Raw genomic sequence first — 14,106 nt, 5'->3', positions numbered from 1 at the left:
AGTCGACACGCTTACCGAGCAGGTTCTGGCGGAACCGGCCCTGCTTGCCCTTCAACAGGTCCGACAGCGACTTCAGCGGACGGTTGCCCGGCCCGGTGACCGGGCGGCCGCGGCGGCCGTTGTCGAACAGCGCATCCACCGACTCCTGAAGCATCCGCTTCTCGTTGTTGACGATGATCTCGGGCGCGCCCAGATCGATGAGTCGCTTCAGCCGGTTGTTGCGGTTGATGACGCGGCGGTACAGATCGTTGAGGTCCGAGGTGGCGAAGCGGCCACCGTCGAGCTGCACCATCGGGCGCAGCTCCGGCGGGATCACCGGAACCGCGTCGAGCACCATGCCCATCGGCGAGTTGCTGTTGCTCTGGAACGCTGCGACGACCTTGAGCCGCTTCAACGCGCGAAGCTTCTTCTGGCCCTTGCCGTTCTTGATGGTGTCGCGCAGCGACTCGGCCTCGGCGTCGATGTCGAAGTTCTCGATGAGCTTCTTGATCGACTCCGCGCCCATGGCGCCCTGGAAGTACTCGCCGTAGCGGTCGACGAGCTCGCGGTAGAGCACCTCGTCGACGATCAGCTGCTTGGGGGCCAGCTTGGTGAAGGTGGTCCAGATCTCGTCGAGCCGGTCCAGCTCACGCTGGGCACGGTCGCGAAGCTGACGCATCTCCCGCTCGCCGCCGTCACGCACCTTGCGCTTGACGTCGGACTTGGCGCCCTCGTCCTCGAGCTCCTTCATGTCGGCCTCGAGCTTCTGCGCCCGCGCCTCCAGATCGGCGTCACGCTGATCCTCGACGGCCTTCTTCTCGACGACCATCTCGGCTTCGAGCGTCGACAGCTCGTTGTGCCGCATCTCGTCGTCCACTGCGGTGATGACGTAGGCCGCGAAGTAGATGATCTTCTCGAGATCCTTCGGCGCCAGGTCCAACAGGTAGCCCAGACGCGAGGGCACACCCTTGAAGTACCAGATGTGCGTGACGGGCGCGGCCAGCTCGATGTGGCCCATCCGCTCACGACGCACCTTGGCGCGAGTGACCTCGACGCCGCAGCGCTCGCAGATGATGCCCTTGAAGCGGACGCGCTTGTACTTGCCGCAGTAGCACTCCCAGTCGCGAGTCGGTCCGAAGATCTTCTCGCAGAACAGGCCGTCCTTCTCTGGCTTGAGCGTGCGGTAGTTGATGGTCTCCGGCTTCTTGACCTCGCCGAAGGACCAATTGCGGATGTCGTCCGCGGTGGCAAGACCGATGCGGAGTTCATCGAAGAAGTTGACGTCTAGCACGTAACTCCCTTTCCCCTTTCGGGTTTAGTAACTAAGGCCGTCAGGCCAAATCCTCAACAGAAGCAGATTCGTTGCGCGACAGGTTGATTCCCAGGTTTGCAGCAGCGCGCTCCAGGTCCTCGTCGTCGCCGTCGCGCATCTCGATCGCCGCGCCGTCACTCGACAGCACTTCGACGTTGAGGCACAGCGACTGCAGTTCCTTGAGAAGCACCTTGAACGACTCCGGAATGCCCGGCTCTGGGATGTTCTCGCCCTTGACGATCGCCTCGTACACCTTGACCCGGCCGACGGTGTCGTCGGACTTGATGGTCAACAGCTCCTGCAGCGTGTACGCCGCGCCGTAGGCCTGCATGGCCCAGCACTCCATCTCACCGAACCGCTGGCCACCGAACTGCGCCTTACCGCCCAGCGGCTGCTGGGTGATCATCGAGTACGGGCCGGTGGAGCGGGCGTGGATCTTGTCGTCCACCAAGTGGTGCAGCTTGAGGATGTACATGTAGCCGACCGTCACCGGGTACGGGAACGGTTCGCCGGACCGGCCGTCGAACATCATGGCCTTGCCGTCCGCGTTGACGAGTGTGTCGCCATCGCGGTTGGGCAGCGTCGAGGACAGCAGTCCCTGCAGTTCCTCTTCGCGGGCACCGTCGAACACAGGCGTCGACACGATGCTTCCCGGCTCCGACTCGAGCAGCGCCTCGGGCAATTTGCTCGCCCATTCGGGTGAACCGTCGACCTTCCAGCCGCTCTTGGCCACCCACCCCAGGTGGGTCTCCAGGATCTGGCCGATGTTCATCCGTCGCGGCACACCGTGGGTGTTCAGGATGATGTCGACCGGCGTTCCGTCAGGCAGGAACGGCATGTCCTCGACGGGCAGGATCTTGCCGATGACGCCCTTGTTGCCGTGGCGTCCGGCCAGCTTGTCGCCGTCGGAGATCTTGCGCTTCTGCGCGACGTAAACCCGGACCAGCTCGTTGACACCGGCGGGCAGTTCGTCGTCATCCTCGCGGGAGAACACCCGGATGCCGATGACCTTGCCGGACTCGCCGTGCGGAACCTTCAGCGACGTGTCGCGGACCTCGCGTGCCTTCTCACCGAAGATGGCACGCAGCAGCCGCTCCTCCGGGGTCAGCTCGGTCTCGCCCTTCGGGGTGACCTTGCCGACCAGGATGTCGCCGTCGCGGACCTCGGCACCGATGCGGACGATGCCGCGCTCGTCGAGGTCAGCCAGCACCTCATCGGAGACGTTCGGGATGTCCCGGGTGATCTCCTCGGCGCCCAGCTTGGTGTCGCGGGCGTCGATCTCGTGCTCCTCGATGTGAATCGAGGTGAGCACGTCCTCTTCGACCAGACGGTTGGAGAGGATGATCGCGTCTTCGTAGTTGTGGCCTTCCCACGGCATGATCGCCACGAGCAGGTTCTTGCCGAGCGCCATTTCACCGTTCTCGGTGCATGGCCCGTCGGCGATGACCTGACCGGACTCCACCCGCTCGCCGGCGTCCACGATGGGCCGCTGGTTGGCGCAGGTGCCGTGGTTGGAGCGAGCGAACTTGCGCATCCGGTAGGTGTGCCGGGTGCCGTCGTCGGCCATCACGGTGATGTAGTCGGCGGAGACCTCTTCGATGACGCCCGCCTTGTCGGCGACGACGACGTCGCCGGCGTCGATGGCGGCGCGCAGCTCCATACCGGTGCCGACCAACGGGGCCTCGCTACGCACCAGCGGAACCGCCTGGCGCTGCATGTTGGCACCCATCAGGGCACGGTTGGCGTCGTCGTGCTCGAGGAACGGAATCATCGCCGTCGCGACCGAGACCATCTGGCGCGGCGAGACGTCCATGTAGTCGACCTCGGTCGAGGAGACGTACTCGACCTCGCCACCCTTTCGGCGAACCAGGACGCGCTCCTCGAGGAAGCTGCCGTTGTCGTCGATCGGCGAGTTGGCCTGCGCCACGACGTGGCGGTCCTCCTCGTCGGCGGTCAGGTACTCGATGTCGTCGCTGACCACACCGTTGTTGACCTTGCGGTAGGGCGTCTCGATGAAGCCGAACGGGTTCACCCGCGCGTACACCGAAAGCGAACCGATCAGGCCGATGTTCGGGCCTTCCGGCGTCTCGATCGGACACATCCGGCCGTAGTGGCTGGAGTGCACGTCGCGAACCTCGAGGCCGGCGCGCTCACGGGACAGACCGCCGGGGCCCAGCGCCGATAGGCGGCGCTTGTGGGTCAGACCCGACAGCGGGTTGTTCTGGTCCATGAACTGGCTCAGCTGGCTGGTGCCGAAGAACTCCTTGATCGCCGCCACGACGGGACGGATGTTGATCAGGGTCTGCGGCGTGATCGCCTCGACGTCCTGAGTCGTCATGCGCTCGCGCACGACGCGCTCCATGCGGGAAAGGCCGACCCGGATCTGGTTCTGGATCAGCTCACCGACCGTGCGCAGGCGACGGTTGCCGAAGTGGTCGATGTCGTCGACCTCGACGGGAACCTCGACGCCGCCGGGCACCGTCATGCTGGTCTGGCCCTCGTGCAGCCGCACCAAGTATTCGATGGTGGCGACGACGTCTTCTTCGGTCAGCGTCGAGCTGGTGATCGGCTCCCCGACGTGCACGCCGAGCTTCTTGTTGACCTTGTAGCGGCCGACGCGGGCCAGGTCGTAGCGCTTCTCCTTGAAGAACAGGTTCTCGAGCAGGGTCTGCGCGGACTCCTTGGTGGGCGGTTCGCCTGGGCGCAGCTTCCGGTAGATGTCCAGCAGCGCCTCGTCGGTGCCTGCGGTGTTGTCCTTCTCGAGCGTGCCCATCATGATCTCGGAGAAGCCGAACCGCTCCGTGATCTGCTCGCTGGTCCACCCGAGCGCCTTGAGCAGCACGGTGACCGGCTGACGGCGCTTGCGGTCGATGCGCACACCGACGGTGTCGCGCTTGTCGACGTCGAACTCCAGCCAGGCACCGCGACCGGGGATCACCTTGACGCTGTGCAGCGTCTTCTCGGTGGACTTGTCGATCGACTCGTCGAAGTACACACCCGGCGACCGGACCAGCTGGGACACCACGACACGCTCGGTGCCGTTGATGATGAAGGTGCCCTTCTCGGTCATCATCGGGAAGTCACCCATGAAGACCGTCTGGCTCTTGATCTCACCGGTGTTGTTGTTGATGAACTCGGCCGTGACGAACAGCGGGGCCGCGTACGTCATGTCCTTGTCTTTGCACTCGTCGACCGGGGCCTTCACCTCGTCGAAGCGCGGATCGGAGAAGGACAGCGACATCGAGCCGGAAAAGTCCTCGATGGGCGAGAGCTCGGCGAGCACCTCTTCGAGGCCGCCGACCGGGGTGACTTCACCGCGACCCTTGGCGTTCTGACGCCAACGGTCCGAGCCGATCAACCATTCGAAAGACTCTGTTTGCACGTCGAGAAGCCCCGGAACCTCGAGCGGTTCACGGAGCTTGGCAAATGAAATTCGGTTGGGTGCTCCTGGGACGGAGTTATTGGTGGTAGCTACTGCGGACTTGTTGGGGCGGGACCCTGCCAAGATGCATCCTTCCAGCACCTCATGCGACTTCTGGAAAGCCGGGGTGCCGGTTCCATTTCGTCGCTATATCTGCGTCGGTTCGGCTGGCTTTATCAAGCCCAAGCCCTCCCGTACGCACGGCACGCGACTAGGTCACTGAGCGGAGCTCAGGCCAGGACATCGGTGTCAGGTGCGGGTTTTAGTGGGCAGGATGCAGCCAGCGCAACGTCCAACAGTACCGCAGGACGGCGTATTCCTCAACATCCACGATCCAACCGCATGCTAGGGAAAACCGGGCGCTGGCTGGCGTCCTCAACCCGTGCATACATGCTGCCCAACAGACTGGCTCGTTTGTGGCCTTCCGTCAAGAGATAACGCGGTGTTTGGTGTGGAGTTCTTTCGTCAAATCGCGCTTTGCGGCGCCGCGGTAAGCCCCAGCTTGCGGTAGACGTCGGGACGCACCGCCACCGTCTGGGAGTAGATCGGCAAGCCGGTCAGCGGCCAGTCGTGAATCTGCCCTGTGCCGACCACCACCGATATCGGCGCGCCCTCCTCGACTGCCCGCTGGTGTAAAAGCAGGGTGTCGGGATACAGAATCTCTCGCTCCCCGACGTAGATCGTGGTCGGGGGCAATCCCTCGAGGACCTCGGCCTCGAAGAACAACGGACTGACGAGCGGATCTCGTCGATCGGTGATGCCGTCGTACCAATGGGAGTCCCACGCATCGAGATTGTCGAGGTCGAACATCGGATCGTCGACGTTGCGGATGTCCGGGTTCTGCAATGAGGAATCGGCCACCATGGACACGAGCACCATGCTCGAGGGCACCGGCTTGCCGGCGAGCAACAACTCTCGCACCGCAGACATCGCGATGAGGCTGCCCGCCGAGTCGCCGTACACGCTGACGTTCTCGGCGCCGTTCAACTCGATCTGGTGAGAGATGAAGTCCGCCGCGGCGGGGATGACGACGGTGGCCCGGCCCGCCTCGGTCGTCGCCAACGGGTACAAGGGCACGACCACGGTGGCGCCGGTCTCACGGGCCATGTTGGTGTAGTCGATCCAGTGCAGTAGTTGGGGCTCGAGTACAAACCCCCCGCCGTGCAGTGCGACCACGGTCTTCCCGGTCGGGTTGGGCGGATGAAACTCCCACACCCGCCACTCGGCGCCGTCGTCCGGCGTGTACACCGTCTGCCGCGTATCCAACCCGAACGTCAGGAAGAACGGCGGGCTGTCGCTGGCCAGCAACCCGCCAATGGTGGCGTAGACGTTCACACCGGTGATCTTGGTGATCACCCGGAAGACCTCGTGCACCACCAGGGAGATCTGGTCGAAGAACGTTGGTCCGGGGGTATACGTCAATGAGTTCTCAATGGGCGCAACTTCTTCGGCCAGCGACGGCGACACGGCACCGGTCTCGAACTCGCGTCGTGCCGCTGCCGCCAGCGTCCACATCTGCGGCTGCGCGGCGGGCACCTGCGGCGCGGTGCTCGTGGCGAACGGGTTCAGCAGTGTGGTGACTATCGACGACACCGCGCCGGCGAGGGTCTGGACGATGTCGGGCTTCTCCGGCCCGGACATCGGTCCTGCGTCGCCCTGCGCATCGGACTCGGCCACCGGTGTCTCCGTGATGGTGACCTCGTCGGGGACGGGCTGTGGCTGATCCAGCGGATCGCTCGCCTCCTCGAGCGCTGACTGCTCATCCACCGTTTCAGTGCTCGACTCGACCGTGTCGACAGCGGGTTGAGCCGAGCGCCCGTCCTGCGGGCCGGGCTGCTCGTTTTGCGTCGACCGGTCATTGTCGCGGCGTTTGTTGGTTGCCTCGTCGCGGTCGTTGGCTACGTCCGCGTCGTTCGGTTCGTCACCCGTGCCGTCACCGGGATCGTCGGCGTCCGTCGGGTCGTCCGACTCAACACCGGAGCCGCCCGCCGCAGGCCCGTCGTCGTTGGAATCTGGTTTCGCCCCAGGGGAATTCGACGATTCAGAGGTGGTCTTCTCGCCGGTACCCGCCGCCGAGCCATCGTCTGCGGCCGCGAGGCCGGCGCCGGCGATGGTCGCCGCAGAAACGCCCGCCGTGACAACACCCGCACCCAACCAAAGCGAAAACCGATCCGTCATACCGACTCCTGTCCGACGATTGGGGTGGTGCCCCCGTTAGCTCACTCCTGAAGCTGTGCATGCGCCTTTCAGCGTCTCTGCGCCAAGCGTCGATGCAGTACCGGGGTCAGCTGCGCAGTTCCCGCTGAACTGACTGAGGATCGCCGTCGATTCGATGAGCGCCTTGAGGATGTAGTCGATGATCGTGAGCTGGGGCGCCGGTCCGGGAATCACATAAGCCTGCGCGAGCCCGGCTGGCGTCTCGATCGGGATCACGTCGCCACGGTCACCGTAGAACTCGTCGGTGTGCGTGTTGTTGAACCAGTCGCTGATCCAACCCTGCGTGACGACCTGGACGGCCTCGACGTTCTGCGGCGTCGGGAAACCGGTGCCAAGGCCGACGATGAACTCGGCGAACGCGTTGGTGGACTGCCACGCATCCGCATGAACGCCGCCAATCAACTGGACGCCGACGAATCCCGGCCGCACCCTTGCCAACACCTCGTTGATCCCGCCGTAGGTGTTCAGCACAGCCGGGGCGGCTGCGATGTGATAGACGGGGATGTCGAGCGGAATCTTGCCCACGCCGCGCTCGATCGCTCCACCCACATGCGAGGTGTCGAGCAGGAGAACCCCGGCCATGTCGTGCAGCCGATCGGCCGGGGCGAACTGAGCGTAATAGCCCGCCGCGCCACCGGCGGTTTGGCCGCCACCCGAATGTCCGGCGAGGACGAAACGCTGCGGCAATGAAGTTCCCGTGAAGCCGGCCGCCTGTGCACTTGCGAGCATCGCTGCGCGGTCTTCAAGGAACAGTTTGGCGACAGCTGCGTGCATCTGTTCGCCGCTGAGCGTGCATCCGTCGCACGCGAAGAAGTTCGTGGTGATCGACGGTGCGACGACGATGGCATTGTTGCGCTCGGCCAACTCCGCCGCCGTGACGTTGTACAGGCCCGCTCGAGCGAAGGCGCCGTGCTGCAGGTAGATGAGCTTGTCCGGTTCGCCTTCCGTGGGGAAGTACCAGTCCGCGTCCGTGAAGTAGCCGTCCCCGCAGTCGATGCGCAGGGAGGACCGGCCCACCGTTACGTTGGCGCCGGGCGGAATCACTGGCGGACCCTCGACCAGCTTCACCACGAAGTCGAACACGCTGAAGAAGAGCGTCCCGATGACGTTGATCAGGGTCGGTCCCGCGGGCGCGGCGGCGGCCGCTGGCTCCGGGGCCGCGAATGCGAGCGCCGTGACGACGGAGTCCACAGATTCGGTGACGGTTGGCACCACGGGAACTTCAGGAACCGACGCCGTCTCGGGTTCGGCTGTGGTTTCCTGCGTTGCCTTCGCTTCGGCGACGGGTTGTTCCTCTTTGATGTCCGGCTCAGTCGTCACGGCCGCCTCGTCGAGCCCGTTTACGACCGTCTCATCGATTTCGGATCCCGCAGTCGTGTGGTCGTTCGACACACGCTTCTCTGTTTCGTCGGCCGGCAGCTGGGCTACCGGGTCCTCAGGCAACTCGGTCGGCTCGTCGGACGGCGCGGTCGGATCGGACGTCGCCGGAAGGTCGTCGTCGTCGGCCGGTTCTGCCGGATCCACGACATCGGGGCCGTCTGCTGGGTCGCCGGTATCGTCGGCGGCGTCATCTGTCGGTTCGGGATCCGCGGCTTCATCGTCTTTGGTCGAATTCGGTTCGTCTGCAGTCGAATTTGTTGACTCAGACGACGTCGCGCCGCCGGCGTCCGACCCATTCTCAGTCTCGGCGGCAGCGACGCCGGCCCCGGCGATCAACGCCGCAGACAGCCCAGCAGTCAGAATGCCCGCACTCACCCACACCACGAACCGGCAGGCCATGCCGTCTCCCATCCCCCGACGCAGCAAACAGTAGCCGGGGTTCTTTGACTTGGGGACGAATTACACAGAGCGCTGATTGTGTCAAGCGGCCATCGAACCCGTGCAGCGGGCGGTAGCCATCGACTCGGCGACGCACGTCGGTTCGAACGTGAAGAAGCCCATCACCGCCGTCACGAACGGTTGCAGCACGTTCAACAGGAACGGCTTGGTCAGGGAGGAAGGCAGCGCTTGTGCGGTGGCCTGTCCGGCAGGGGTGTTGATCGTGAACACGTCGCCGGGCTGCGCGTAGATACCCTCGTCCTGGGTTCCGGCGAACATGTCGTTGATCCAGCCGACCATGAGGATCTTTGCGGCCGCGACGTTCTGCGGCTGTGTGAAGCCGGCAACCAGTTCTTGCCCGAACTGGATCAGCGGGTTGCCGCCCTGCATCGCATCGACGTGTGAGCCGCCCTCCAGCACGACACCGACAAACCGATCGGGCCGCTCCTGGACCAACGCCTCGCTTGCGGCGCCGAACTGGTTCCAGAAGTACGAGGGCGCGGCCAGTTGGTAGATCAGAAGCGAGTCGGGGATCTTGGCCAACCCGGTGGGCACCGCGTTGTTCATTCCGACGCCGTCCAGCATGACCACGCCTGCCAGACGGTCGATCGTGTTGTTGTCGACCATGTAACCGGCCGTGGCCGCGACCAGACCGCCACCCAGTGAGTGCCCGACAAGGACGACGCGATCCGGCAGCGCCCCGGTGTACCCGGCCGCGAGCGCGCTGTCGGCGAGGGCCGTGTTGCTGTCCAGGAAGAGATCAGCGACCGCCTCCTGCATCGGCGCCGCACCGAGCCAGCAGGCGTCGCACGCGAAGAAGTTCGACGTGATCGACGGCGCGACGACGATGCTGTTCGTCTGCTCGGCGAGGGCCGCCGCGGTGTAGCTGTACCACGGACCGGCGGCGAGGAACCCGTGCTGCAGATAGATCATCCTCGTCGGCGGTTCCGCGCCGGTCGCGGGGATGTACCAGTCCGCGGGCACGTCGTAGCCGTCGCCGCAGTCGATGTGCAATGTCGACTGTCGCACCGTCACCGTGCTCCCTGGCGGAAGGACCGGCGGCCCCCCGAAGACTCGCGTCGCGAACGAATAGAGGTTGAAGATGAGCGTGCCGATCACGTTGATCAGCGACGGCGCCTGAGGTGCTGCGGCGGTGGGCGCGAGCGCGTTCGATGTCGCCGCGAACGCCATCTCGGTGACGGCGGCCTCCGGGATGTCGGCGGCGTCGTCTTGAACGACGACGACAACCGGTTCAGCTGTGGCGGGTTCGCTGCTCGTCTCGGCAGGTTCGTCGACGACCGCCTCCTCGGCGGGTTCGGTAACGGTGGTGAGTGGCTTGTCGGGGGCGTCGGCCGGCTTTGCGTTCACCGTTTCGGTTGACGGCTGAAGGGTTTCCGCGGTGTCGGACTCGGCTTTTGCGTCGGCCGCTGTCTGCTCCGAATCCGAGCCAGGTGAAACGTCTTCGGCGCCCTCCTCTTCGGTGGTCTCCTCCTCCGTGCCCTCCTCGTCCGTGGCCTCCTCGTCCGCGTCGGGGGCCGTGGCCGGGCTTTCGGTCTGCGGCTCGTCATCCGCGTCGTCATTCGTTGTCGGCTCGTTGTCGCTTGGCCCGTCATTGGCCGAGTCTTCGTTGCTCCCAGCGGAATTCGACGACTCGGATGACGTTGCGCCGCCTGCGCCTGATGTCGAGCCATCGTCGGCGACCGCGAGGGCCGCCCCGGCGAACGTCGCCGCCGACATACCAGCGGCCACCACGACCGCACCTAACCAAACCAAGAACCGGTCAATCATGACCTCTCCCGTCCGACGATCGCGGAAACGGTATCGCGAGTTGTCGGCGCAGGTGGCCGTTTACAGAAAACGCCTCCAGTGTCAGGAGGCTGCCGGCTCCACGCGAACCGGCACGCCGGTCAAATGCGCCATCCCGGCCAGCTTCTCGATGTCTTCAGGAGCGCTCGACATCAAGTGATTGACGTTCGCGCCGCCCGCCTCGTTGGCGGTGCGCCACCCGCCGGTGCCCTTGTGTCCCCAGCCGTGCGGAACAGCGACGACGCCGGCGACGATGTCCTTCGTGACCATCACCGGCAATTCGATCTGTCCGTGCTGCGACGTGATGCGGACCGTATCGCCGTCGACGATGTTCGCGGCCGCCGCGTCGTCGACATGTATGCGAGCGCACTGGACGCGGTCGCCACGCATCAGCAGCGGCGCGTTGTGCATCCACGAATTCTCCGAGCGGGACTCCCGCATGCCGATCAGCCGCATCGGATAGCCGTCGGGCGCACGCCGGTGCGCCAGCGCCTCGACTTCGGCTGCGATCTCGTCGTGCCGTAGCCGCACCCGGCGTCCGCGGTAGACGACGGTGTCGCGCAACACCCCGTGGCGCAGGTTCGGTGCTAATACGGTGCCGTGTGGATGGTCGTTGGTCAGCTTGGTGAAGCTCAAACCGCGCCGCAGGCCGAACCGGTCGCCACCCTCGCCGAGGCGGATGACGACGTCGACGAGCAACCGTGGGCTCAAGCGAACACCGAACAGCGCCAATGCCTTTCGCGTCGCCGCTATGGCCGCCAACCCGGGTGTGCGGCGCCACAGCCGTCGAGTGATGTCGTCGATGACTTCCCATTCAGCGCGGGCCTGTCCCACGGGAGCGATGACGGCCTCGGTGGCCTGGCGGAATAGCGTGGGCTGCAGCGTCTGGAACTGCAGCGGGAAGTCGTCGCGCTCATACATCGTCGTCGCGGGCAGCACGTAGTCGCAGTGCGCCAGCGTCTCGTTGACGTACAGGTCGATGCCGACGCTCAACTCCAGCCCCTCGAGTGCTTCTTCCAATTCGTCGCCGTTGGGCACCGAGAGCACGGGGTTGCCTGCGCTGACGAGCAGCGCCCGCACCTGTCCGCGCCCCGGCGTCGTGATCTCCTTGGCCATCACCCCGGCGGGCTCCGACATCAGCACCGACGGGAAGCCGCCGATGCGAGACCGCCTACGCGAATAGATCGTCCGCAGCAGCGCGCCCAGACCCTTCATGGCCCACCGCTCCCCCGGGAAGCCGAACCGGCCGAACATGCTGCCGCCGGGTCGGTCGAGGTTGCCGGCCACCAGGTTGACCGCATCGAGCAAATACGTTGTGAGCGTGCCGCTTTGGCCGGTGCTGGTGCCGACGCGACCGTAGACCGCGGCGCGGGGGGTACGCGCCAGGTCGCGGGCCAGCGCCCGCACGGTGCCGGGATCGATGCCAGTGCGCGCCTCCGTGACCTCGGGCGGGAACGGCCGTGCCAGCTGCTCGAGCCAGACGCCGCCTTCGGCCTGGCGGGCCAGTCGGGCCCGATCGACGAGGTTCTCGCCGAACAGCACATGCAGTAGCGACAGCAAGAGATAGGCGTCGCCGTCGGGAATGATGCCCAGCCACTCGAACTGCGCGGCGGTTTCGGTCCTGCGGGGATCGATGACCAGCACCCTGCCGCCGCGCTTGACGATGTCGTGCATGCGGTCCTTGATCCGCGGCACGGTGAGCACACTGCCGTGGGAGACAACGGGATTCGCGCCGATGACGACGAGGAAGTCGGTGCGCAGCACGTCGGGGATCGGCAGTGCCAGCGGCGAACCGTAGAGCAGCTGGCTGGCCACGAAGCGGTTGTTGACGTCCTGGGAGCCCGCGGTGAAAACGTGAAGGCGCGGGCCGAACCCGGCCATGAACATCGACAGGCTCAGGGTGTGCGAATAGCTGAACGCGCCCGGGTTGCCGTAGTACCAGCCGATAGCACCCGATCCGTGCTTGCGATGGATGCCGGCCAGCCTGTCGGCGATGTCGGCCATCGCCTCGTCCCAGCTGACGGGCTCAAAGCCATCGGAGGTCCGGCGCAGCGGGGTGGTGACGCGATCGGGGTCGTTGACGACCTCGGTGAAGGCGATGCCCTTCTGGCAGGCGAACCCAGCCGAAAGCGGGTGGTCTTTATCGGGACGCAGTGCGACCAGCCGACCGTCGTCGACGGTTGCGACCATGCCGCACAGCGGCTCGCAGATCCGGCAGAACGTCGGCTTGTGCGCCTGCGTCGTCACTCTTCGCGCAAGCGCTCATCGACGCCCACGCCGCGTTACCTCTCGCGCGTTACCGGGATAGACGCGGTGTCCGTGTCGTCCTCGGCGGTGCGATGGCGCGCGGTCTCCGCGTCGGGAATCGAGTGGGCGGCGTACTTGTGCGTGCCCTCGAGGTCGTCGCGAATCGCTTCCTGCGCGGCCGGCGGCAGCGTGTGCAGAATCTCGCGGACCCGCGCCTGGCGGCGGCCGACAGCTTGGCGCTCGGGCAGACCGGGGGTGGCGATGATCTGCGGCGGCACACCTTCGATCTCCTCGACACCGCCGTCGTGGTGACCGGCGTCGACCATGGCCTGCTCTTCGGCCATCGTCGCCTCGTCCTTTTCCTCCGACATACCGATCGGCCCGACGCGGCGGCCGTTGAGGAACTGCCGAACGACGGGCTCATCGGAGGTCAGCAGCACCTCTCGGGGACCGAACATCACCAGGTGCTTGCGGAACAACATGCCGATGTTGTCGGGCACCGTGCGGGCGATGTTGATGTTGTGCGTGACGATCAGGATCGTGCAGTCGATCTGCGCGTTGATGTCGATCAACAGCTGCGACAGATACGCGGTACGGACCGGGTCAAGGCCGGAGTCGGGCTCGTCGCACAAGATGATCTGTGGATCCAGCACCAGTGAGCGGGCCAGCCCGGCACGCTTGCGCATACCGCCGGAGATCTCGCCGGGGAACTTGTTCTCATCACCGGTCAGGCCGACCAGGTCGAGCTTCTCCATGACGATGTTGCGGATCTCGCTTTCCTTCTTCTTCGTGTGCTCACGAAGCGGGAAAGCAGTGTTGTCATACAGGCTCATCGAGCCGAACAGCGCACCATCCTGGAACATCACCCCGAACAGCGTGCGGATCTCGTAGAGCTCCTTGGCCGTGCATTCGATGATGTTCGTGCCGTCGACAATGATCTTGCCGCGCTCCGGGCGCAGCAGCCCGATCAGGGACTTCAGGAACACCGACTTGCCCGTACCCGAGGGGCCCAGCAGAACGCTGACCTCGCCCTCAGGGACGTCCAGGGTGACGTCTTCCCAAATTCGCTGGGGCCCGAAGGACTTGGTCAGTCCCTCAACCTGAATTCCGATGCCCACGCGCGATCCTTCCGCCAATGCCTGGTCCCCGCCACACGCCACCCGCCTGTGGCTTGAGTCACTGTAGCTTACGCCCACGAGCCGCAACACTCGTCTGAGGTCACATTGTGACCGAACCCCCACACGACCTGGTGGGGACCCCTATTTGCTAGATCCGCCCCGCCCCGACGCAACTGTGGGGTTGGGCC

6 protein-coding genes and 1 pseudogene are annotated in these 14,106 nt (G+C 65.3%); all 7 read right to left on the bottom strand.

Annotated elements, in window-relative coordinates:
* Positions 1 to 1,270, bottom strand: a pseudogene (locus VFH65_RS22450) (DNA-directed RNA polymerase subunit beta'); the annotation flags it as partial.
* Between the two features lie 40 nt (positions 1,271 to 1,310).
* Positions 1,311 to 4,796, bottom strand: coding sequence for a DNA-directed RNA polymerase subunit beta (locus tag VFH65_RS22445; RefSeq protein ID WP_414688485.1), 3,486 nt, complete (start codon positions 4,794 to 4,796; stop codon positions 1,311 to 1,313).
* A gap of 381 nt (positions 4,797 to 5,177) precedes the next feature.
* Positions 5,178 to 6,890 carry an alpha/beta hydrolase fold domain-containing protein gene (locus tag VFH65_RS22440; RefSeq protein WP_353324354.1) on the bottom strand — a complete coding sequence of 571 codons (1,713 nt, stop codon included), beginning with the start codon at positions 6,888 to 6,890 and terminating at the stop codon, positions 5,178 to 5,180.
* Between the two features lie 36 nt (positions 6,891 to 6,926).
* The gene (locus VFH65_RS22435; RefSeq protein WP_353324352.1) at positions 6,927 to 8,708 is read right to left on the bottom strand and encodes a hypothetical protein; all 1,782 of its coding nucleotides are present in this window, start codon (positions 8,706 to 8,708) and stop codon (positions 6,927 to 6,929) included.
* Positions 8,709 to 8,789: 81 nt separating this feature from the next.
* Positions 8,790 to 10,535 (bottom strand): alpha/beta hydrolase, encoded by a 1,746-nt coding sequence (locus VFH65_RS22430; protein WP_353324350.1) that lies wholly within the window; start codon positions 10,533 to 10,535, stop codon positions 8,790 to 8,792.
* A gap of 81 nt (positions 10,536 to 10,616) precedes the next feature.
* Complete coding sequence (locus VFH65_RS22425) at positions 10,617 to 12,800, bottom strand: molybdopterin-containing oxidoreductase family protein (RefSeq protein ID WP_353324348.1); 2,184 nt, start codon at positions 12,798 to 12,800, stop codon at positions 10,617 to 10,619.
* Between the two features lie 35 nt (positions 12,801 to 12,835).
* Complete coding sequence (locus tag VFH65_RS22420; protein WP_353324346.1) at positions 12,836 to 13,918, bottom strand: ABC transporter ATP-binding protein; 1,083 nt, start codon at positions 13,916 to 13,918, stop codon at positions 12,836 to 12,838.
* Positions 13,919 to 14,106: the final 188 nt, after the last annotated feature.

It is taken from the genome of Mycobacterium sp. (genome assembly GCF_035697385.1).
GTDB lineage: Bacteria > Actinomycetota > Actinomycetes > Mycobacteriales > Mycobacteriaceae > Mycobacterium.
This window is presented reverse-complemented; position numbering and strand designations above follow the sequence as displayed.

What these genes read in the sequence shown, in the direction of transcription:
- VFH65_RS22440 (WP_353324354.1), bottom strand. Translation starts at nt 6,890, where the DNA reads ATGACGGATCGGTTTTCGCTTTGGTTGGGTGCGGGTGTTGTCACGGCG.
- VFH65_RS22435 (WP_353324352.1), bottom strand. Translation starts at nt 8,708, where the DNA reads ATGGCCTGCCGGTTCGTGGTGTGGGTGAGTGCGGGCATTCTGACTGCT.
- VFH65_RS22430 (WP_353324350.1), bottom strand. Translation starts at nt 10,535, where the DNA reads ATGATTGACCGGTTCTTGGTTTGGTTAGGTGCGGTCGTGGTGGCCGCT.